The organism is Verrucomicrobiaceae bacterium (assembly GCA_016713035.1).
Classification (GTDB): domain Bacteria; phylum Verrucomicrobiota; class Verrucomicrobiia; order Verrucomicrobiales; family Verrucomicrobiaceae; genus Prosthecobacter.
Window position 1 is genome coordinate 237,451 of the sequence record JADJPW010000003.1, and the last position, 22,251, is coordinate 259,701.

The following is a 22,251-nucleotide window of genomic DNA, read 5'->3' on the forward strand; positions in this document are numbered from 1 at the left end:
CTTTACTGCGCGGCGAGAGCGGCAGCGGCTTTGGCTTTGGCGATTTCGGCCTTCTTGAGGATTTCTTCCGTGCTGGGGAGGCTCGCGAGGACATCCGCAGGGATGAAGCCATCGCCCACTAGTTTCGTGAGGCATTTTTTGCGCTCATCGAGTGCTTTATCCGGGCTGCGTTCTTTGCCAAAGCGTGACTTTGCAGCAGCGCTGCGGTCTTTGAGCGTGGAGTAGATGTCACCACCGAGCAGGGAGGAAATATCGACTTTGATCTTCTCCCGCCGAGCTTCGTTTTCATTGATCTCATCACCATTGATGGGGCCGGCCTGATACTTGGGGAACATGATGGCGACCTCTGGGCAGACGCGTGAGCAGGCGGGGCAGTTGGTCTTGCAGTTGTCGTTGTTCTGCACCTGGATTTTGTGATCCTCACTGACACCATAGACATCAAAGAGGCAGAAGCTCAGGCACTGCATGCAGTTCGTGCAGCGGGAGTAGTCGATGACGGGGAACCAGGGCTTCCACTTGCCGGGCTCATTCATGGGCGTGGTGCCGCGTGATTTTTCCACCAGGGAGACGATGTCTGCGGCAGCTAGGCCGGAGATGTCACGCGTGTCGATGGTGATATGCCCAGCAGCATCTTCGAGCGCGGGAGTTTTCCCTTCAAAGACACCTAGCACCAGCAGGCTGCGCTCATCATGCGGCACGGCGCTCGCGGAGCGACCGCTACGCGTGACGGTGTAGCCTTTGTCGAGCAGTGCGCCCATCACGGTAGCGCGGGACTCTGGCGGCAGCGGGATGGCACCATTGCCTTCATATAGAATGACGCGGAGTGGGCGGTGCGTGTGTGTGATCATGGATTGGAGTCAGCGAGGAGCTGGGTGGTGATGGTTTCAGCCGTTTCCGTGCGCATATTGAGAATGCTGGCATCTTCTTGGAGAGGTGCGCCAGCTTGCTGGAAGAGACCTTTGACCGCGCGGGGGTAACAGGCCGCGATGCGCAGCCCTGGGCATGCCGCGATGGCCTGGAGGCGCGGATCACGATGCGCAGCCATCTCACAGAGATCGGACACGGTTTCAAAGGTGGCGTCACTTTCGCAAAGCTGACGCAACACGTCGTTTTTCACGCCGGAGGGCACGACCTGGGCGTAGGCGCAGCGGCAATAGAGAATGGTGGAGGGGGAGGACACGCGGGGTGTGAGTTTGAGCGGGTGAAACGTCTGCGCAACCCGGGCGAAGAGGTCTTTTATCCTATCTGCCGATTTTCACTGCCTCACCACATGAGGTATTCGTGCCCCAGATTGTCATCCGTGATGCTTTCAAAGGCGGAATAGGCCCGCTCCATCTCTGCACGGCCACACCAGCACCACCAGTCGGGATGCGCGGGGAGTTTCTCGCGGTCGATGAAGCGTAGCACGCCAGCCAACGCCTCGTGGCCCTGGATGGTGGTCAGATCAAAGACCGGCTCGCCCTCGATGCGGTAGGCGGCTAGTGTCCGCTCCCAGCGTGCTCGATCCGGCTGGAGTGGAGCATGGCTGACGAGGCAGAAATTCATCACCATCATCGTGTGGGGGAAGACATCCAGCGCCGTGCGTGCGGCACGCTCAGAGCCGGTGCAGTTCCACAGAGCGATGCCCTGCGGCTCCAAATGCTGGCTGACGAGCGTGAGGAACTCGCGTGAGAGCAGTGCCCCGGCGAACTCACGCCAGTGATAGGTGGTATTCATCACGATGGCGTCGAATCGCTCCTCTGGGTGCTGCCGCAGCCAGCGCCGTCCATCGTCGATGACGAGGCGGAGCTTCGGATGCGTGAGCAGTCCCCGTACCTCTGGCCGTGTGCGCAGGATGTCCATGTAGGCGTGGCTGATCTCGACGGCGGTGACTTGCTGCACCTGCGGATGATTGACCATGATCTGTGTCCAGGCACCGCCAGCCACGCCGATGACGAGCACTTTTTCGATCTTGTCCCGCACAGCAGAGAGAAAGTAGGGGCGCACGAGCCAGTCCTCCGCCTCAGAGCCCAGTTTGGTCTTCAATCCGCCATCATACACGCCATTGCCGTGAATGCGGCCATCCTGAGCGAGTGCCACGACGCCGTGCCGTGACTCCACCACCTGCGTGAAGCGATTCTGCGGTGAAAAGTCATGTTTGAACTGCAAGCGCTCATAAAACTGCCCGCCCACCAGTCCCAGCAGCAGCGGTAGCGCGATGTAGGATGCCTCCACTCTGCCCAGACTGCCCCCAGCGATCCACCTCGCCCAAATGGCACCCGCTACGGCGAGCGCCAGCATCAGCAGCGTGAGCGGCATCCATTCCAGCAAACCAAATCCCGTGAGCAAGCTACCCAGGCCAGAGCCGATGATGTTCGCCAAATACAGGAAGGACAAGCGGCTGCCGCTTTGAGCATCCGCAGGCACGGCGGCATGGCAGAGCAATGGGAAAGTCACTCCCAGCAGAGTCCCCGCGACAATGACAAAGGCGTAGCCCCACCACCACGCCAGATGCACCGCACATAGAGCTGTGAGCGGTGCCACGGCGAAGCTGGCCAGCCCAGAGAGCAGGACCCAGCGCCCCAGGCTCGCACGCAGGGCCACGCTGCTTTTGAGCAACCGCCCACTCCACAGCGAGCCGAGCGCTAGACCGAGTAGATAGCACGCCAACAGCATGCCAAAGGCCGTGGCCAATGAGGCACTGGCGAAGTTAAAAACACGCGACCACACGATCTCCCACGAGAGCGTCAGAAACCCAGAAATCGCCGACCAAAGCAGTGCCGTGCGGAATGGCACCTCCGTCCGCCCTTCCATCGCAGCAGATGCCGTCGCCGTCGCATGCGCTGCATCGTGGGATTGCGCCGGAGCAGAGCTCCCCTGCCCCATTCGACTCCCCAGGAAGATCAAAGCTGCCGCACTGGCATTCAGCACTGCCGCCGTGCGCACCGTGCCCGCCATGCCCAGGCCTCCCAGCAGCCACCGCGCCGCGATGAAGGCCCCCAGCGCTGCTCCCAGCGTATTCACGAAATAGAGGCGGCTCACGCTCGCACCCACATGCGCCGTTTCACGCACCTGATGGGCCACTAGCAGCGGCAGCGTAGCCCCCATGAGCAAGGTGGGCAGGAAGACCAGTGCAAAAGCGGCCAACCCCGTGCCGAGCTGCCCCCATTCCGCCGTGCGACTTCCCACGGCATCAAACAACTTCAACGAAATGAGCCCATACGCCCCCACTCCCAGCTCCGCAGCACCAAACAGCGCCACCAGCGGCACACGCGGCCACTTGGACACCCAGCCACCCACCAGACTGCCGATGCCGAGCCCACTCAAAAACGCCGCGACAACCATCGCCACCGATTCGGAATTGCTGCCGTAAATCATCAGCAATGCCCGCTGCCATACGAGCTGGTAAATCAGGGCGGAGACTCCTGAGAGCACAAAAACACCGTGCAGCAGAGTGGAGGGGAAAGGTGGTCGCATGTGTGAAAAAATGGCCGTACGCTTGGCCCGTGCCGATTCTGGTGCTCCATGCTCATCCCAGGCGCAAGCCTGACTCACGCAGCACTCCGCGCTTCTTTTTTCTGCACTCCCCTCTAATGATGGGAGGTCTTCACACGTCATTCACGCCCCATGCCCTCCGCCACACTCACTTACGAGACGCCGCAGTTTCTCCAGAAGCTCCTCGGCCATGATGACCGTGCTAGCCTGCGTCACATCGCGGACACACTCGGCGTGCAACTCACCAGCCGTGATGCCTGGGTAAAGATCGAGTCCACTGAGGAATCCCACATCGACGCCACACGTGCCGTTTTTAGCCAACTCGAAAAAGTCCGGCGCCAAGGGGGCGACATCACGCCCGCCATGGTCCGCCTTGTGACCGAGAGTGTGCAGCGTGACACCGGGGACGCCCCCGCAGAGGCACTCATGAGCCTGAAGCTGCTCGCAGGTGGTAAAAAGCCCCCCGTGCTGGCCAAAACACGCGGCCAGATCGCCTACCTGCATGCCATGCGGGAATGTGAGGTCGTTTTCGGAATCGGCCCCGCTGGCACCGGCAAGACCTACCTCGCCATGGCGCAGGGTCTGCATCTTCTGCGGGAAAAAGTGGTGCAGCGCCTCGTTTTGACCCGACCCGCCGTGGAGGCTGGTGAGGCACTGGGCTTCCTGCCCGGTGATCTGAAGGAAAAAATCTTCCCCTACCTGCGCCCGCTCTACGACGCACTCTATGACATGCTGGAGCCGGAGGAGGCCGAGCGGCTCATCGAGCGCGGAGCCATCGAAATCGCCCCACTCGCCTACATGCGCGGTCGCACGCTGAAAAATGCCTTCATCATCCTCGATGAAGCCCAGAACACCACGACCGAGCAGATGCTCATGCTACTCACTCGCCTGGGTGAGGGCTCACGCTGCGCCATCACCGGTGATCCCTCCCAGACAGACCTACGCCGTGGCATGCGCTCTGGTCTGCATGAGGCCGTGCAGGTGCTCCAAAGTGTCGAAGGCATCCGCTTCATCCATTTCCTGACCAAGGATGTCGTGCGCCTACCCGTGGTGCAGCGCATCATCGAAGCCTACGACGCCGCTCGCAAAGCAGAGTCCCAGGCCGGAGCCACTCGCTGAGTCACTTTCGTGCCATAGGCGCTTAGTCCTCAGCGAAACAACAACCAACTGAGAACTCAGCACTGAGAACTCAGCACTTTGGCAAGAGAGACACGAAAACAGCCCAACACCCGTATACTCAGTGCGACTTCAACCAGCCCGGATGGGGAAAAGAGGTTGCCTACGCAGTGCGGGCGGTTAAGAGCCCACGGTTTCCCCCAACTTCCCTTTACCTATGATCGTCACTCCGAAAATCCGTGGATTCATCTGCACGACAGCGCACCCGACTGGCTGCGCGAAGCATGTCGCTGACCAAATCGCAGTCGTCAAAGCAGGCGGTCACCTTGAGGGCGGGCCAAAGAAGGTGCTCGTCATCGGCTCCTCCACGGGATACGGACTCGCATCCCGCATCGCGGCGGCCTTTGGCTCCGGTGCGGCCACCATCGGCGTCTTTTTCGAAAAACCAGCCGAGGCAGACCGCTGCGGCACCGCAGGCTGGTACAACAGCGCCGCCTTTGAGCACGAAGCAAAGGCAGCCGGCCTCTACGCTCGCTCCTTCAATGGCGATGCCTTCTCCGATGCGATGAAGGCAGAGGTCATCGCCGCGATCAAAGCGGACTTGGGACAGGTCGATTGCGTCATTTACAGTCTCGCGAGCCCACGCCGCACGCACCCGAAGACCGGCGAGGTCTTTAAATCCGTACTGAAGCCCATCGGCGGCACCTACACGAATAAAAACCTCAACACCGGCACGGGCGTCGTGAACGAAGTCACGCTGGAAACCGCCAATGAAGACGAAATCGCCCAAACCGTCGCCGTCATGGGTGGCGAGGATTGGGAGATGTGGATGGATGACCTCCAAAAAGCCGGTGTACTGGCCCAGGGCGTGAAAACCGTGGCCTACAGCTACATCGGGCCCGAGCTGACATGGCCCATCTATAAGAATGGCACCATCGGCCGCGCCAAAGAGGACCTCGAGCGTGCCCAGCGTGCGCTGGATGCCAAATTGGCCCCACTCGGCGGAAAAGCCTGGGTTTCCGTCAATAAAGCCCTCGTCACACAGGCCAGCAGCGCCATCCCGGTGGTGCCATTGTACATTTCCCTGCTCTACAAGGTCATGAAGGCCGATGGCACCCATGAAGACTGCATTGAGCAAATGGACCGCCTTTTCCGCGATCGGCTTTACAGCGGCAGCCCGCAGCCAGATGAGGCAGGACGCATCCGCGTGGATGACTGGGAAATGGCCCCCGCCGTGCAAAAACTCGTCGATGACCGCTGGAAAATCGTCAACACCGAGAACTTCGCCGAGTTCGGCGACTTCGCAGGCTATCAGAGCAGCTTTTTGCGGCTTTTCGGCTTCGGACTCGACGGTGTGGACTACGACGCAGACGTCGATGTGGGCGTGAAAGTGCCCTCATTGGGCTAAGATCACCGCAAACTGCCCCGCATTCGTTTTATTGTGCCTGGGAAGGCCGTAGTTGACGCCGCTGCTAGGCCCGTTGACCAGTACGCACTTCTTCATGTCCGACACCGAATCCCCCTCCACGCCGCCGCCTTCTCCCGCCCCGTCGTCCTTACCAGATGCAGAGGCCATCGCCAAAGCCTCCGCCTGGGTGGCCCCACTCCGGGATGAAATCGCCCGCGTACTCGTCGGACAGACTGCGCTGGTGGACCGCCTGCTCGTGGCCTTATTGACCAATGGTCACGTCCTGCTCGAAGGCGTGCCCGGATTGGCCAAAACCCTCGCCGTCCGCACCCTCGCTGGTGCGCTGAGCGCGAAATTCCAGCGCATTCAGTTCACACCGGATCTGCTCCCTGCCGATGTGATCGGCACCATGGTCTATCACCCGAAGGACGGCACCTTCACGCCGCGCTTAGGGCCGATTTTCTCCAATCTGGTGCTCGCAGACGAAATCAACCGCGCTCCCGCCAAAGTGCAGTCCGCGCTGCTGGAGGCCATGCAGGAGCGCCAAGTCACCATCGGCGAGCACACCCACAAGCTCAGCGATCCCTTCATGGTCCTGGCCACGCAAAACCCCATCGACCAAGAGGGCACCTACACACTGCCAGAGGCCCAGCTCGACCGCTTCCTCTTCAAAGTACGTGTCACCTATCCCAGCCCATCGGAGGAGCGGCAGGTGCTCGATGCGATGGCGACCTCCGCGCCCAAGCTCAATGTGAACCAGATTACCGAGGTGGGCGACATCGTGAAGAGCCGTACCATCGTCAATGGACTCTACTTGGACGAAAAAATCCGTGATTACATCGTCGCGATCATCCATGCCACACGCCAGCCGGAGCACCTCGCCCCGCATCTGAAGCTCCTCATCCGCTGTGGTGCCTCACCGCGTGGCACGATCAATCTGGCCCTCGCCGCCAAAGCGCACGCCTTCCTCCAGGGGCGCAACTACGTCACCCCGCAGGACATCAAAGACCTAGCCCCAGACATCCTCCGCCACCGTATCCTCCTCAGTTACGAAGCAGAGGCCGAAGGCGTCACCAGCGAGGATGTGATCAAAACCCTGCTCGATAAGCTTCCAGTGCCGTGAGTAGGTGCGGATCGAACTCGCCACCTCCTAAAAGTGGGAGTTCGACATCGAAGACACCTACCAGTCGCCCAACACCTAAGTCATGCCCGCCACTGCCACAAAGGAACAAGATGAACGCCTCACACGCATCCTCAAGCGTGTGCGACGCATCGAGTTGCTCACGCGGGGCATGGTGAAGGAGGTGCTCGGTGGGCAGTATCACTCACGTTTCAAAGGCCAGGGCATCGAGTTCGATGATTTTCGCGAGTATCAGGCCGGGGATGATGTGCGATTCCTCGACTGGAATGTCACCGCTCGCATGAACGAGCCCTTTGTACGGAAATACATCGAGGAGCGCGAGCTCACCGTCATGCTCTGCGTCGATGTCAGTGGCAGCAGCGATTACGGCAGCCAGGAGGACAGCAAGCGCGAGCGTGCGGCAGAGATCGCCGCCGTTTTCGCCTTCAGCGCCGTGCAGAATCAGGATAAAGTGGGTATGACCCTGTTTTCGGATCAGATAGAGCAATACGTACCAGCTCGAAAAGGCTCCCCACATGCGCTGCGCATCCTGCGAGACATTTTGAACTGTGAACCAGCTCACAGCGGCACAGACATGCGTGTCGCACTGGAGCTAGCGCTTCAGCGCATCTCACACCGTGCATTGGTGATCGTGGTTTCCGACTTTATCACACCCAATGATGCCTGGGAAAAGACGCTCAAAGCCGCTGCGGCAAAGCATGACGTCGTCGCCGCGCAGATCACCGACCCACGCGAACGTGAATTGCCCGATGTGGGCCGAGTCGTGCTCGAAGACCCAGAGACAGGCGAGCGGATGCTCGTCAACACCAGTGATCCAGCCGTGCGCCGCCATTACCAAGAGCGCATCAGCAAGCATGAGGAGTATCTCAACCAACTGTTGCGCCGCAGTGGCGTCGAGCGCATCCCTGTGCGCACGGATCTAGACTACGTGCCCGCCTTGAAAGCTTATTTCCGGTCCAGAAAGAGGAGGAAGCGCGGATGAAGGCTTTGGCATTCCTTTTCATCGCTAGCCAGGCACTCGCACAGATGCCGCAAATGCCCGGTGTGCCACCTTTGCCATACCCAGAGCTGCCAGAGGCCAAAATCGTGCCGCTCCCGCCTCCCTGGTGGATCATGTGGGCCGCAGGCACCGCCGCATTTATCCTGCTAGCACTCATTATCTGGCTGCTGCTGCGCCCAAAGCCCCTCGCCGTCATCGTCCCGCGAAAACCCCACGCTTCATGCCTGCGTGCCCTAGCCGATCTGCGGGCACGAGTCACGCAAATCGAGCCCTCAGAAATCAGCCACCGCGTCTCGCTGATTCTGCGTCGTTATTTGGCAGAGTGTCATGCGGTGCCTGCACTCACTCGCACGACGCCAGAGCTCTTTAGTGGCCTGCGCAACTTTGCCAGCGATCAGCCCATACCCCTCGCAGAAGGCGTGTGGCGTGAGCGCTTTGCCCCAGTGGCACGGTGGTGTGATGAGCTCTCCTTCATGCCCTCGCCTGCTACTTCAGAGCAATCACTCTCGCTGATCGATCAAGCCATTGCCAAAGTCGAGGAGGAACGCCCGTGATGAATCTGCCACTCGCTGCTCTCATGATTCCTGGCGTGCCGGACTTCCAGTTTGCGCGGCCTTGGTGGCTGTTGCTGCTCGCACTGCTGCCGTTTTTGGCCCTCCTGCGTGGTGGACGTGGGCGTGCACCGGTGATTCGCTTCCCTACCACGGCATTACTGCGTGGCATTGGTCGTCCATCACGCTCAGGCATGCGCTGGACGTGGTTCAGCCTCGTGCTCGCCAGCATCGCCTGTGCCGCACTGGCCCTCGCACGTCCGCAGAAGCTCCTATCCACCGAGGAGGAGAAAAGCGATGGCATCTCCATCATGCTATCCGTCGATGTCTCGGACTCGATGCTCATCGAGGACTTCATCATCGGCGGCAGGCCCGCAAACCGGCTCACCGCCGCGAAACGCGTCATCGCAGACTTCATCAATGGCCGCAAAACGGATCGCATCGGCATGGTAGCCTTTTCTGGCGAGACTTACCTCCCCTGCCCGCTCACACTGGATCGCAACTGGCTCATCAACAACATCGACCGCCTCCAGGTCAAACGCGTCAGCATGGGCACCGCCATCGGCAGCGGCATCGCGGCAGCGGCGCATCGCCTCAAAAAGGAAAAAACTCGCACCAAGATCATCGTGCTCCTCACAGATGGGGCCAACAACTCGGGCAATCTCAGCCCGCAGGATGCTGCGAAACTCGCGGCTACTCTGGGCATGAAGATTTACACCATCGCCATCGGCACACCGGGCTCTCACGTCATTCCAGACCCGATCCGCGGCACCTACACCCCAGTCGGCCAGCAGACCTTCGATGAAGAGACGCTGATGGAAGTCGCCCGTATCGGCAATGGAGAGTTCTACATGGCTCAAAATCTCGACACGCTGGAAACCGTCTTTAAAACCATCGACAAGCTCGAAAAAGTGAAGATCGAGCGCCGCAAGTTCACCGAATCAGAAGAGCTGTTTCATTACCCGCTCTATGCAGCAGCGGCCTGCTTGCTCCTCGCCCTCTTGCTATCGGCCATTTTCATGCAGACGGCCCCAGAGACGCTGCCCGCATGATCGGAGCACTTCAGTAAAGATAGGAAAACTCGTTGGAGTTGAGGAGCACGAGGCAGACATCTGCCAAAGCACGCGTTTTCGCATCGCAATCGACAGGCTGGAGATCGGGGACAAAATCGGCATATCCAGGTAGCTTTTCCTGGAAGCAAAATTTCTCCCCAGTGTTCTCCTCCACGGCATCACGCCGCACTTCGAGCGGCGGCGTGTTTTTAGAAAAGTGGAGACTGGCTTGTTGGGCCTCCATCTCACGCCAATGGGCCTCACAGTTGGATTTTTCAGCAGCAGAGGGCTTCCGCCCGAAAGCGAGCTGGAATACTCGGCTGATCGGCTCTGCGCCACGCTCCTCCATTACGCGATGCGCCAGTGCGAGTGCTCGATCATAACTGGCTTGGCTATTGAACAGGCTGAAGACCTGAGGCGTGACGGTCGAGACCTCGCGTGCCTCACAGGAGAAATCGGGAGCAGGCTCATTAAAGACCTCCATGAATGGATCACGCAGACCACGCACTTTCAGAGCGTAGAGACTGCGGCGATGTCGCTGAGAAGGCAGCGCATTCGGCACCCAGGCAGAGGCAAAGGTGCCCATGACCTGCCGTGGCTGCATGGCGACCTCCAGATTGATCTCTGGGCGGTTCGGGATGCCGCCGAGCGTGCGATTGAGCTCCCCAGTGATGCACAGCATGGCATCACGCAGCTCCTCAGCCATCAGGCGGCGGGGTTTAAAGACCGCGTAGCTCTTTTCCGACTCCTCACGGCTAGAAGGCTCCGCTGGGGCGGAAAAGTGGGCGCTACGCTGATAGGCGGAGCTGGTCATGATCAGGCGGTGCATGTCTTTGATGCTCCATTTTTTCTCCACCAGCGTGCTGGCGAGAAAATCGAGCAGCGCCGGATGCGTGGGCCGCTTTCCCGTGCTGCCGAAGTTGTTCGGATTCCCCGCTAGCGCCTGCCCGAAGTGCCAGAGCCACAGTCGATTCACGATGGTGCGTGTGGTGAGCGGATTGGTGGGGCTAGCGATCCATTTCGCCAATGCACTGCGGCGGCCTTCGATAGTTTCCTGGATCTGAAAGCCCGCGCTTTGATTCAGAATGCTCAGCACGCCCGGCTTCACTCGTGTAGTCGGAGAAAACGGATCACCACCACCGAGGATGGCCGTCTGCTCCAGCTCGCCCTCTGTCATGCGCTGCATGGGCATGCGCATGGGCTGATAGACACTGACCATCTGCGGAGTGAGCCCATTATAGACACTGAAGGCAAAGGGCTCGTAGCGCTCCATCTCCCAGCGCAGGCGCTCCAGGCCTTTGCGGGCCACACGTTCATTGCCGAAGTCGGCGGGCTCGAATCCCACCAGCTTCGGCGGAAATTGGTCCTCTGGCAGGCCTTGCTTCGTGAGGATCTGGCGGGCGGCACCGAAAACATCGGGGTAACTGCGCTTGGCGTTCTTGCTGCCGCTTTTCCGAGCTTGGGCGACGGCGGCGTCCCATTTCGCAGAATCGAGTTTTTTGTCCGCGAGCCACTTTTGGGCATTGCGGAGCAATTTTTCATCCAGGCGCTGCAAAACGGCCAAATGCTCGCTGCGGCGTGTTTCGAGATGTTTTTTCTCCTCAAAGCCGAGCGTGTTTTCTGCCTTTAAAAACGGCGCAGGCCGCTCAGCGAGCTGCGTCGTCGCAAAACAGGCCTGCATGGCATAATAATCATGCGTGGGGATGGGATCGAACTTGTGATCGTGGCAGCGGGCACATTGCAGCGAGTGCGCCAGGAAGGTCTCGCCGACGGAGTTCGTCACATCATCGAGAAAGCGCTGGCGGGCCACTTTCGCCACCTCCATGCCCGTGAGCTCCCAGGGGCCCATGCGCAGAAAACCGACAGCGGTGAGCATCTCAGGATCATCTGGCCGCAGCTCATCCCCCGCGATCTGCTCCTGGATGAAAAGATCATACGCCTTGTCCGCATTGAAGCTGCGAACGACGTAGTCACGGTAGCGCCAGGCATTGCCACGCTCGTAGTCATTGGCGAATCCGCTGCTATCCGCATAGCGCACCACATCCAGCCAATGCCGCGCCATACGCTCGCCATAATGGGGACTCGCCAGCAGTCGCTCAATGAGCTGGCGCATGGCCAAAGCGGCATCACGGGCGTGTTCGAACTCGAAAGCGGCTATTTCATCCGGCGTCGGCGGCAGTCCCGTGAGGTCAAAACTAGCGCGGCGGATGAAAGTGCGTGCATCGGCAGGTGGCGCAGGATTTTTCACCGCCAGCAGGGCATCAATCGGGTGCTCATCTGCTCGCGGAGTGAAATCGGGCCGCTGCACCGGCTGGTAGGCCCAGAGAGACTCCGCCTTGTAGCGGCGATTCGCCCACTCAGGCGAGAGAGCACCCGTCAGTCGCACCGCGATGCCATCCTCAGCGCTCCATTGCGCCGCCATCGCTTTCGTCACGGCGCTGCGGCGTGCTGCATCCGGCCACGGAGCACCGCTCGTGATCCAGGTCTTGATCCAGGCGATCTGGTCTGGCTGGAGGCGATCAGCCTCCTTCGGCGGCATGGGCTCGTAGTCCTCATGCTGGCGAGTGATGGCCAGATAGAGCGGGCTTTGCTCCGGCTTGCCGGGTAGGATGGCCTTCGCATCGCTCTCACCGCCCTTGGTGGCGGATTCAGGCGTGCGCATGTCGTAGCCGCCTTTGATCTTCGCCTCATCCTGACCGTGACAGGCCAGGCATCGCTCCTGAAAAAGCGGCCACACACGGCGGACAAAAAGCTGCTCCCCATCCTCCGCATGCAGCGCCGTGGCCGTAAGGAGTGCAAAAATGACAAGGCGGTAGATCATGAAGCAGGTAACGGCGGACCTGCGACCAGTTTTCCACGGCAATTAAAGACGTGTAAGCCTACCCATATTCGCACTTGGCATGGCAGCGCGGGCTGTCCTATAAGGGCCGCCACATGAAAAAGCTTTTTCGCCTCCTCACCGGTCAGTCCATCCTCTCTGCCTATGGCCAGCAGAGCCGCCCTGGCGCGGGCTGCAATCCCCGCATCGTCATCGGCATCCTTTTCATCATCGGAGCCGTGGTTTACAACCGCATGAGCACCACGGAATACCAAAATGAGTTCACAGGCCGCACGCAGCTCCTCGCCATCGCCACGCCGGAGGAAGAGGTAGCCATGGGTCTCCAGTCTGCACCCGGCATGGTGCGTGAGATGGGGGGACTCTCCTCCGATCCACAGGCGCGGGCCCTGGTGGAGTCCGTGGGGCGTAAATTGATCGAGTCCACCGCTGCACGCGAGACGCCCTACCAATACAAATTTCACCTCCTGGCCGATCCGCAGACGATCAATGCCTTTGCGCTGCCCGGCGGCCAGATTTTCATCACCGAGGCTCTGTTTCGGAAACTCAAAAACGAAGACCAACTCGCCGGTGTGCTAGGCCATGAGATGGGCCACGTCGTCGGCCGTCACTCCAATGAGCAAATGGCACATTCCCAGAAGTGGTCCGGCATCGGTCAAGGCGTAGCCATTCTGCTCTCCGATACTCAAGGCGGTGCCAACACGGGCCAGATGATCGGTCAGATGCTCACGCAGTGAAGACCACCAAATTCAGCCGCGATGACGAGCTGGAATCCGATGCCCTCGGCGTGCGCTTCATGCTCCAGGCAGGCTATCAGCCGGAGGAACTCATCGGCGTCATGGAAATCCTCGCCGAAGCAGGTGGCGGTCGCGGTGGCAGCGACTTCATGAGCACCCACCCCACCCCCGAGAACCGGATGGACAAAATCAAAGAAGCCATCGCCAAAGAGAGATCACTGCTGAAGTAGCGGGGAGACCTGCAACTGTTCGAGTCGGGCACGAGGTTTAAGGCTTTGAATGCTATGCGTTTATTATTGCTCACTGCACTATTTGTAGCCTCAAATATCGCCGCCCTTCTCCTATCCAAATTAGGAAACAGATACGAAAGCACATTTCTATTTGCAGTCATTACGTTGGCCATCAGTTTGCTGCTTCTATTTTGCCACTTGGTAACTTCAAAGCGTAGCCGCATTAATTGGGCAGTTCTCGGTGGGTTGGCGATCTATGTGGTAGGTGTATGCATCTTTGCTTTTTGGTTTCACTTCTATGCAGATTAAAGAGCAAGGAAAACAAACCTGCTCTTCGCTATTCGATCACTAGCTCGTTTTACTGGAGAGGTGGCGCGGGGTGGTGGCGTTAAGGGTGGGCATGATGCGCTGTTTTCTTCTCACGTTCTGTTTTGCTACTACGCTGGCTGCCCAGCAGCTTGATTTGGAGAAGATGTTCGAGGAACGGAATCTGGGGCCGGTGACGAAATTATTGGCGGAGGGCGATTTCGAACTGGTGGCACGCATCGGTGAGGCGGCGGTGCAGCGCGGACTGAAGGCTGCCGAGTGGCGACTGCTGCGCCTGCGGGCGCTGCCAGAGCTGGGACAGCATGAAACGGCTCTGCAAGAGTCCGAGGCGGCGCTGAAGGCCTTTCCTGGGCACTTGGAGCTGCTGATGCTGCGCCATGAGCTGGCGCGGCAGCTCGGAAAGAGCGAGGTGATGGCCGATGCACTCCAACAGGTGAATGCAGCGGCCAAATCAAAGGCGGTGAAGGAGCGCACGGCCTCTGAAATGGTGGCGCTGGGCCGTGCAGCATTGGTCCTGGGTGCGGATGCGCAAAAGGTCATCACACAGTATTTCAAAGCGGCACAATCGAAGGATGCGAAGCTGGAGGCTGTTTGGCTGGCGGAGGGGAATCTCGCTCTAGATAAAGAGGATGCGAAGCGTGCGGCGGATGTCTTCCGCGCGGGACTCAAGGCCGTGGGCGAGACGGCGGAGCTGCGTTTCGGATTAGCGCGGGCTTTTCTGGAAAGTGATCGTGTGAAGGCTGGAGAGAACTTGGAGAAGGCGCTGGCGCTGAATCCGAATCACAAGGGCTCCCACCTCATGCGGGCGGAGATGCTGCTGCGGGCAGAGAAATTCCTGGAGGCTGAAAAGGCGGTGCAGACGGTGCTGGACGCCGATGAGCATCATCCGCGTGCCTGGACGCTGCGGGCGGTGGTGGCGCATCTGTTTCATGCGGATGGGAAAAAGGTGGAGGAAGCCCGCGCGGAGGCACTACGGCGCTGGAGCAGCAATCCAGAGGTCGATCACCTGCTGGGGAAGTGCCTATCGCGTGCTTACCGCTTCGCAGAGAGCGCGGCGCATCAGCGCAAGGCGCTGGAGCTGGATGCGAGCTACCTGCCGGCGAAGGTGCAGCTTTGCCATGACCTACTGCGACTCGGGGATGAGCCTGCGGCATGGAAGCTGGCCGCAGCGATCCGCACGGAGGATGGTTACAACATCCAGGCGCATAATTTGGGCCTACTGGAGAAGCAGATGAACGGCTACGTGACAATGGCGCATGAGGACTTCATTTTGAAGATGCCGAAGCGTGACTGGCCCATCTACGGTGAGCGTGCGCTGGTGCTGCTGCGTGAGGCAAAGGCGGTGCTGGCACCGAAATATGGCCTGAAGATGGATAAACCGGTGCTCGTGGAGTTTTTCGGCGAGCAGCAGGACTTCGCGATTCGCACTTTTGGTGCGCTGGGTGGTCAGGGCATGCTGGGCGTCTGCTTTGGCACGGTGGTGACGATGAATAGCCCCGGTAGTCTGGCGCAGGGGCGGAGTAACTGGGAAAGCACGCTGTGGCATGAGTTCTGCCACGTGATCACGCTGAGTGTGACCAAGAACCGCATGCCGCGCTGGCTGAGTGAAGGCATCAGTGTGTATGAGGAGCGGCAGCGTGATCCGGCCTGGGGCATGCGCATGGATGCACGCTTCCGCGAGATGGCGCTGGATGAAGAGAAGCTGACACCCGTGTCGCGACTGAGCAGCGCCTTCATGAATGCCAAGGAGCATGATGACCTGATGTTTGCCTATTTTGAGTCCAGTCAGGTGGTGGAGTATCTGCTGGAAAAGTACGGGAAGGAAAAATTCCAGCGCATCCTGCTTTCCCTAGCAGAGGGGCAGCGCATCAATGATGCCATCGCAGCGCACACGGCGGACTTGGAGCAGATAGAGGCAGGTTTCACGGAGTTCATCACCAGCCGGGCGCGGCAGTTCGGTGCCCTGGCGGAGTGGCAGGTGCCAGAGCAGAAAGATCTGAATCCTTTCGATGAAGGGGCTTTTGAGACCTTTTTGAAGCAGCATCCGAAAAACCTGCCCGCGATCCGCCAGCACACGAAGAGCCTAGTGGAGCAAAAAAACTGGCCTGAAGTGCTCAAAATGGCCGAAATCATCGTCCAACTGCTGCCAGAGGATTTTGGCAGCGGAAGTGGCTATGAGCTCAAGGCGCTGGCTTTTCGCCAAATGAAGCGTGAGGACGAGGAAGCGGCTGTTTTGCGCCAAATCGCCGCGAAGTCATCCGATGCGCAAAGTGCCTTTTTGCGGCTCATCGAGCTGGATCGTGCAGACCAGCGCTGGAGTGAGGTGCGCACGCAGTCCCTGCGCTCGCTGGCGGTGAATCCCTTCCTCATCACGCCGCAATTGGCCCTAGCAGAGGCTAGCTCCGCGCTGAAGGATGAACCTACCGCGATCGCCGCGTGGGAACGCGTTTTGGTGCTCGATCCCGGAAGTGCCGCGCGGACACATTTCCGGCTAGCACAGCTTTGGAGAGAAAAGGACGCGACGAAGGCAAAGCGGCACCTCCTGGACTCCCTAGCGAGTGCTCCGCGAAATCGGGAGGCACTGGAAATGCTGCGCGGGTGGGCTGCGGAGTGAGCGGGAAGATCGAGTGATCCGTATTCAGGACTGGAACGCCCGCATGCTGAGTGGAAGAAGGATGGAACTTTGGCCGGTTTGAGCTGCCCGCTTTTGCAAAGCATTCCAAGCAGGTGGCAATCGCAGGCCAAAAGGCTTTGAAATCCCCCGACGAACGAAGAGCGGGCTATTTCCGATCGCGTTTGGGGCCTTTGCTGCGGACGCTCATGCGGAAGGGGACGCCGGGGCAGGGCCATTCGTCGCGGATGACGCTTTCGAGGTAGCGGGTGTAGCTCTCGGTGAGCTTGTCGGCACGGTTGGCGAAGAGGACGAACTGTGGGACGGGGATGGCGCTCTCGGTGGTGTCGTTGGTCTGGGTGGCGTAGAGGAGCTTGAAGGAGTGGGTGCTGCGACCGAGGGCTCCTGGGGTGTTTTCGATGGCGTTGCCGAGGAGGCGGTTGAGGGCTCCGGTGCCGATGCGGTTTTGGGCTCCCTGACGGACTTTTTCGATCTGGACGAAAAGTTTGCCGATGTGGTCTTTGTTTTTCGCGGAGATGGCGATCATCGGGGCGTAGCTGAGGAAGAAAAACTCACGGCGCATGATCTCCTCTAGGTGCTCGATGCGGTCTTTTTGCTTTCCGCTGGGGTGGAAGAGGTCCCATTTGTTCATGACGAGGATGCAGGGCTTTCGCTCTTCGAGGATGAGCTGGGCGATTTTGCGGTCCTGCATTTTGGCTCCATCGGCACAGTCGATGACGAGGAGGCAGAGGTCGGCCCGCTTGATGCTCTGGATGCTGCGGTCGATACTGCTGACTTCGACAAAGGTATCGACTTTGGCGCGGCGGCGGATGCCGGCGGTGTCGATGAGCTGGTAGTGTTTGCCGTTGTAAGCGGCTTCGATGTCGAGTGCGTCACGGGTGGTGCCGGCGACGGGGCTGACGATGGCGCGGTCTTCGCCGAGGATGGCGTTGACGAGGGAGGATTTGCCTGCGTTGGGCCTGCCGACGATGGCGAGCTTGAGGGGTCGGATATTACCGCCGGTGATGGCATCGGCGGTTTCGGTGGATTCTTTGAGCTCGAGCTTTTCTGCGATGAGGGCGATGAGGTCGTCGATGCCTTTGCCGTGGGCGGCGCTGACTTCGACGGTGTTTTCAAAGCCTAGTCGGGCGAATTCGGAGGCGTTGAGTTTGCGAGCGGGGGAGTCTGCCTTGTTGCAGACGAGGATGACGGGCTTGCTGGTGCGGCGGAGCTCGCGGGCGAGTGTCTGGTCGATGGGATTCACGCCATCGACGACATCGACGACGAAGAGGAGGAGCTCGGCGACTTCGAGGGCGATGGCAGCTTCTGTCTGCACTTGGCCGGTGAGGACGTCGTCTGTATTGGCTCCGATGCCGCCGGTGTCCATGATTTCGAACCATGCGGGGCCTTTGCGGCACTGGGCGATGATGCGGTCACGGGTGACTCCGGCCTGATCGTGGACGATGGAGATGTTCTTACCGGCGAGGCGGTTGAATAGGGCGGATTTCCCCACATTGGGGCGTCCGACGATGGCGACAGTTTTCAGAGCACTAGGCATGTCCTCCGCAAACACCAGAGCCGCATCAAAAGCAAGGGCCAAGGGGAGATGACTCAGCTCTGAGTGGGTAGGAGGGAGCAGAGGGCGAGGGCGTTCATGGCTGCTTTTGGGACAAATGAGCTGCGGGAGACCCATTCGGGCTCTTTGGAGCCATCGGGGCTGCGTTCGGAGCAGTGGGCATTGCCACCCCAGGGGCCGAGGCCATCCAGGGTGGGGGCGAGGTGCCAGAGGTGATTGGCATCGCTCAATCCGCCACGGGGGACGGAGACGGCGCGGAGGCCGAGCTCGGTGGCGGCGTGGCTCCAGTGCTGGAAGAGGGCCATGACGTCGTCTCCGCCGGGCCAGGGTGAGGTGTGGCCGGTGCGCTGAGAGGTGAGGATGGCTCCATTGGCTGCTTTGGTGCTGAGATCGGCAAAAAAGCGGTCAGCGGAGGCTAGGGCGGCGGGGGTGACGGCACGGCACTCCCACTCGGCATCGGCTTCATGCGGGACGCGATTGACGACGGTGCCGCCGTGGATGTAGCCGATGTTTACGGTGCGCTGGTGCTCTGGGCAGGTCTGTGCAGCGATGTGTGGGAGTGCGAGGGCGAGGGCGTCGATGGCATTGATGCCATCGGCATGCTGGCTACCTGCGTGTGCGGCGCGGCCGGCGGCGTGGAGCTTCCAGGTGCTGCGCCCTTTGCGTGAGGTGACGATGTGCCAGCCGCTGTCATCGACGGGGCCGCCTTCAAAGACGAGCACGGCCTGCGCTTTGCCGCCACATTGGCGGAGGGTGGCGTGTCCGAAGTCGTCGCCGGTGACTTCCTCCGCCGCATTGGCGGCGATGAGCCAATGGGTGTGCTCGAAGACCTGGGGGGCGGCTTCTCGTAGCACCTGGAGGATGAGCCAGATGAGGACGGTGCCGCCTTTGTTATCGACGACGCCGGGGCCGTGGATGCGGTCTTCGCCTGCTTTTTCCTGCCAGTGGAAGTCATTGAGCTTTTCTTCCTCGGGTGGGAAGACGGTGTCGCTGTGGGTGACGAGGACGATGGGCTGCCCCCCTGCCCCGCGCCGCCGTAGGTAGAGATGGTGGCCGGTGCCGCTGATGTGGCATTTGACCATTTCGGCATCGAATCCGAGTGGGGCAAACATTTGGGCCGTGAGCCGTGCGACTTCGTCCACGCCTTCGGCATTGGTGGTGAAGCTGTTGATGGCGACGAGTGCCCGGAGGTGCTCTAGGGCGGCGGGGAGGTGTTTTTGAGCGGTGGCGAGGAAGGCGGGGGAATTCATGTCGGAGGCTTCTGACACCGGTTCCGTGTCTGTGTGTGCTCACAAGCCGAATTTTTTAATTCGCAGCAAAACAAAGCGCGAAGATGAGCCTATCCCATTGACTGGCCCAGTTGTTGCTCTACATGCCCAGCATGTGTGGCGGCGACTCCGTGAGTGCGCCGCTACTTTCCCCGCAGTATGGAGGCCGTTCACATTCAATTCGCACCCGCCACAGGCACCGACCAGGAGTGGAATGAGGCGTATGCACGACTGGCGGACTATTTCCGTGCTTACCGCCTGCATAATCGAATCCGCCGCACGCAGTTGGTGCTGGAGTCACTGAGTCGTGCGGCTACGGCACATGCCAAGGACCCCTCTCGCAAGCCGGTGGCGCACGCGATCGAGGAGGCTCGTAAAATGATGCACGACTGGCTGGGCCGCATTTACGAGGAGATGCAGTTCACGGCACCGCAGATCGAGGCGGGGGGCAGATTGGGCTTCTATATCTGTGATGGACCGGAAAAATGGCCGTTGCACTTTATGGATACGAAAATCATGCCTCCAGCGATGCGTGAGGCGATGAGGCAGGCGGTGCGCACGAGTGGCCCGAGTCTCCAGGTCTCGAAGATGACGCCGCGTGACATGGATCTGGGGCTGACACATGTGGCGGAGGGGACTTTTGAGCAGATCGCCAGTCAGCCGTGGATGCGGTATGTCCTACTGGCGGCCTTTGTGGCCCTGGTTTTCGCTTATGCTTACAAACTAATGCAATGAGCGAGACTGCGACGATGCCACTACCACCGAAGAATACACCACTCGCTGGGCTGGTGCCGCGCACACTGGCGCGTGCACGGCGTGTGACCTTTCTCACCCTGGTGTGCCTGGGCACGCTGCTGGGCACCTGGCTGATGCTGCGCTACCTGCGTGCTTATGGCTTCCGCTGGTCTGCGGTGGGTCTGCTGGCGTGCTTTATCCCGCTGTATTACCAGCTCAATTCGGGTTTCTGGACTGCGGTGATCGGTGTTTGGCGTCAAAACACACCGCATGGGGACCCGACGAACCTCTGGGCGAGTATTGCGGATGAAGATGTCTCGACCGCGCCTGGTGCGAATGTAGCGATCATCATCCCGGTCTATAATGAGGATGTTTCTCGTGTCTGGGAGGGCCTGCGAGTGACTTATGAATCGCTGCAAAAGACGGGGCACATCGAGAACTTCGATTTCTTCGTCCTAAGTGACAGTGACCAGACGAATAAGTGGATCGAGGAGCAGACCGCATGGCTGGAGCTCAGTCGCCAACTGGGGGCCTTCGGGAAGATCTTTTACCGCCGCCGCCGCAAGCCGATCAATCGCAAATCGGGCAATGTTTCCGACTTCTGCCGCCGCTGGGGGAAGCGCTATCGCTACATGATCGTCTTCGATGCGGATAGCCTGATGTCGGGGGCGCTGATGGTGGCCATGACCCGTATCATGGAGAAGAATCCCGGTATCGGCATTCTCCAGACTTTCCCGAAGCAGATCGCCAGCGAGACGCTGCTGGGGCGACTGATGCAGTTCAGCCAATCGCTGTACGGCCCGGCCTTCATGGCAGGCATCAATTACTGGCAAAATGGCGAGGCGAACTTCTGGGGTCATAACGCCATTATCCGACTGGAGCCCTTTATCCAGCATTGTGCTCTGCCTCCGCTACCAGCGACGGTGCCCTTCGGCGGACACATTCTGTCCCATGACTTTGTGGAGGCGGCCCTGATGCGAAAAGCGGGCTATGCCGTGCGCATGCTCAATACCGTGCGCGGCAGCTATGAGGAAGGCCCGCCCACCCTGATCGACACGCTGAAGCGCGACCGCCGCTGGTGCCAGGGGAACATGCAGCACTTCTGGCTGCTGTTTGCCCGTGGTTGGCATTTCATGAGTCGGCTGAATTTCGCACATGGGGTGCTCAGTTATGTGAGCTCACCGCTTTGGCTGCTTTTTCTGATCTTCTCGACCATCTTGGCTGCGATGCCGGGTAATATGGAGCAGAGCGGCCCCACGGAGCGAGCAGGCATCCTGCTTCTCGGGCTCACGATCACGCTTATTTTCCTACCGAAGCTGCTGATCGTGCTCGATGAGATGGTCAGTGCCCGTGTGTATAAGACAGCGCAGCAGCGCTTCATGGCCTTTGTCAGCAGCATGACGGACACGGTGATCTTCACCATGCTGGCACCTGTGATGATGTGGTTTCACTCGGTATTTGTTTTCAAGATCATCACAGGCCAGGGAGTCAAATGGGTGGCGCAGAAGCGAAAACTCGATGGTGTGGACTGGCGGGAGATCATCCTCACCTTCGGCGGGGTGACGCTGCTCGGAGTGGTGTGGGGTGTGATCGCGTGGAACATCGGTTGGCAGTTTTTCCTGTGGTTCAGTCCGATTTGCTTTTCGCTAGTGCTCGCCATCCCACTCGCCATCTGGCTCAGTAGTGGGAAGAGCGGCCGCTCCATCGGCCTATTCACCAGTGCGGAGGAGATCGAGCCGCCAGCAGTGCTGCGTGAGCTGGAAACCAACCTCGCAGAGGTCAAAGGCCGCCTCAAGCTCCCGCCGGAGATCGAGCGTAACTACGGCCTCATGCAGGTCTGCCTAGATCCCTATGTCAATGGTCTGCACATCTCCCTGCTGCGCCGCCGCAAAAATACGCATGACTCACGCGAGTACCTCAGTGAGATCGCTGACAAGCTGCTCCAGCAAGGGCCGCAGGCTCTCACTCCCCGTGAGAGCAGCGCTCTGATCAATGACACGGAGAGCGTCACCAATCTGCACTACCGCCTCTGGTCCGCCACGGAGCATGATCTAGCTCCCTTCTGGTCGCTAGCGATCAAGCAGTACAATCTCGCCGCAACGCATCCCTTCACGCATCTTTTAGCGAGAAATGCCGTGACTCCCACGAGCACGGCATTCTCCACGAGAAAGGAATGACACCCAGCCAAA

Annotated in this window: 15 protein-coding genes and 1 pseudogene; 10 read left to right on the forward strand and 6 right to left on the reverse strand. The window is 59.9% G+C overall.

Features of this window, described 5'->3' with window-relative positions:
- Positions 1–2 precede the first annotated feature (2 nt).
- The 3 genes from IPK32_12000 to IPK32_12010 all read right to left on the reverse strand — a co-directional run bounded on the left by IPK32_12000 (position 3) and on the right by IPK32_12010 (position 3,456).
- Positions 3–848 carry a ferredoxin family protein gene (locus IPK32_12000; protein ID MBK8092673.1) on the reverse strand — a complete coding sequence of 282 codons (846 nt, stop codon included), beginning with the start codon at positions 846–848 and terminating at the stop codon, positions 3–5.
- Positions 845–1,180, reverse strand: coding sequence for a hypothetical protein (locus tag IPK32_12005; GenBank protein ID MBK8092674.1), 336 nt, complete (start codon positions 1,178–1,180; stop codon positions 845–847). Before IPK32_12005 ends, IPK32_12000 begins: the two co-directional genes overlap by 4 nt.
- Positions 1,181–1,263: 83 nt before the next feature.
- Positions 1,264–3,456 (reverse strand): spermidine synthase, encoded by a 2,193-nt coding sequence (locus IPK32_12010; protein MBK8092675.1) that lies wholly within the window; start codon positions 3,454–3,456, stop codon positions 1,264–1,266.
- A 150-nt stretch (positions 3,457–3,606) separates the two neighbouring features.
- Here IPK32_12010 and IPK32_12015 point away from each other — a divergent pair, with 150 nt between their 5' ends.
- From IPK32_12015 to IPK32_12040, 6 genes are all read left to right on the forward strand, one after another.
- Positions 3,607–4,593 carry a PhoH family protein gene (locus IPK32_12015; protein MBK8092676.1) on the forward strand — a complete coding sequence of 329 codons (987 nt, stop codon included), beginning with the start codon at positions 3,607–3,609 and terminating at the stop codon, positions 4,591–4,593.
- 214 nt (positions 4,594–4,807) lie between these two features.
- On the forward strand, positions 4,808–5,998 hold the full coding sequence (locus IPK32_12020) for a trans-2-enoyl-CoA reductase family protein (protein ID MBK8092677.1): 1,191 nt from the start codon (positions 4,808–4,810) through the stop codon (positions 5,996–5,998).
- Positions 5,999–6,092: 94 nt separating this feature from the next.
- Complete coding sequence (locus IPK32_12025; protein MBK8092678.1) at positions 6,093–7,121, forward strand: MoxR family ATPase; 1,029 nt, start codon at positions 6,093–6,095, stop codon at positions 7,119–7,121.
- An 82-nt stretch (positions 7,122–7,203) separates the two neighbouring features.
- Positions 7,204–8,121 carry a DUF58 domain-containing protein gene (locus tag IPK32_12030; GenBank protein ID MBK8092679.1) on the forward strand — a complete coding sequence of 306 codons (918 nt, stop codon included), beginning with the start codon at positions 7,204–7,206 and terminating at the stop codon, positions 8,119–8,121.
- Positions 8,122–8,126: 5 nt separating this feature from the next.
- Positions 8,127–8,693 carry a hypothetical protein gene (locus tag IPK32_12035; GenBank protein ID MBK8092680.1) on the forward strand — a complete coding sequence of 189 codons (567 nt, stop codon included), beginning with the start codon at positions 8,127–8,129 and terminating at the stop codon, positions 8,691–8,693.
- The gene (locus IPK32_12040; protein MBK8092681.1) at positions 8,693–9,742 is read left to right on the forward strand and encodes a VWA domain-containing protein; all 1,050 of its coding nucleotides are present in this window, start codon (positions 8,693–8,695) and stop codon (positions 9,740–9,742) included. Before IPK32_12035 ends, IPK32_12040 begins: the two co-directional genes overlap by 1 nt.
- A 10-nt stretch (positions 9,743–9,752) precedes the next feature.
- Here IPK32_12040 and IPK32_12045 read toward each other — a convergent pair whose 3' ends face one another.
- Positions 9,753–12,563, reverse strand: a complete 2,811-nt coding sequence (locus IPK32_12045) for a PSD1 domain-containing protein (protein ID MBK8092682.1) — start codon at positions 12,561–12,563, stop codon at positions 9,753–9,755.
- Between the two features lie 113 nt (positions 12,564–12,676).
- Here IPK32_12045 and IPK32_12050 point away from each other — a divergent pair.
- Both IPK32_12050 and IPK32_12055 read left to right on the forward strand, forming a co-directional pair.
- A pseudogene (locus IPK32_12050) lies at positions 12,677–13,545 on the forward strand (M48 family metalloprotease).
- A gap of 400 nt (positions 13,546–13,945) precedes the next feature.
- On the forward strand, positions 13,946–16,486 hold the full coding sequence (locus IPK32_12055) for a tetratricopeptide repeat protein (GenBank protein MBK8092683.1): 2,541 nt from the start codon (positions 13,946–13,948) through the stop codon (positions 16,484–16,486).
- A gap of 166 nt (positions 16,487–16,652) precedes the next feature.
- On the opposite strand, the gene der is transcribed toward IPK32_12055, so the two are convergent.
- Positions 16,653–18,041 carry a ribosome biogenesis GTPase Der gene (gene der, locus IPK32_12060; GenBank protein MBK8092684.1) on the reverse strand — a complete coding sequence of 463 codons (1,389 nt, stop codon included), beginning with the start codon at positions 18,039–18,041 and terminating at the stop codon, positions 16,653–16,655.
- Between the two features lie 53 nt (positions 18,042–18,094).
- Positions 18,095–19,309: a M20/M25/M40 family metallo-hydrolase gene (locus tag IPK32_12065; GenBank protein ID MBK8092685.1), complete on the reverse strand. Its 1,215-nt coding sequence runs from the start codon at positions 19,307–19,309 to the stop codon at positions 18,095–18,097.
- 153 nt (positions 19,310–19,462) lie between these two features.
- On the opposite strand from IPK32_12065, the gene IPK32_12070 reads away from it, so the two are divergent.
- Together IPK32_12070 and mdoH are read left to right on the forward strand one after the other, a co-directional pair.
- The gene (locus IPK32_12070; GenBank protein MBK8092686.1) at positions 19,463–20,062 is read left to right on the forward strand and encodes a hypothetical protein; all 600 of its coding nucleotides are present in this window, start codon (positions 19,463–19,465) and stop codon (positions 20,060–20,062) included.
- Complete coding sequence (mdoH, locus tag IPK32_12075; GenBank protein MBK8092687.1) at positions 20,059–22,239, forward strand: glucans biosynthesis glucosyltransferase MdoH; 2,181 nt, start codon at positions 20,059–20,061, stop codon at positions 22,237–22,239. Before IPK32_12070 ends, mdoH begins: the two co-directional genes overlap by 4 nt.
- The last annotated feature ends 12 nt before the right edge of the window (positions 22,240–22,251 follow it).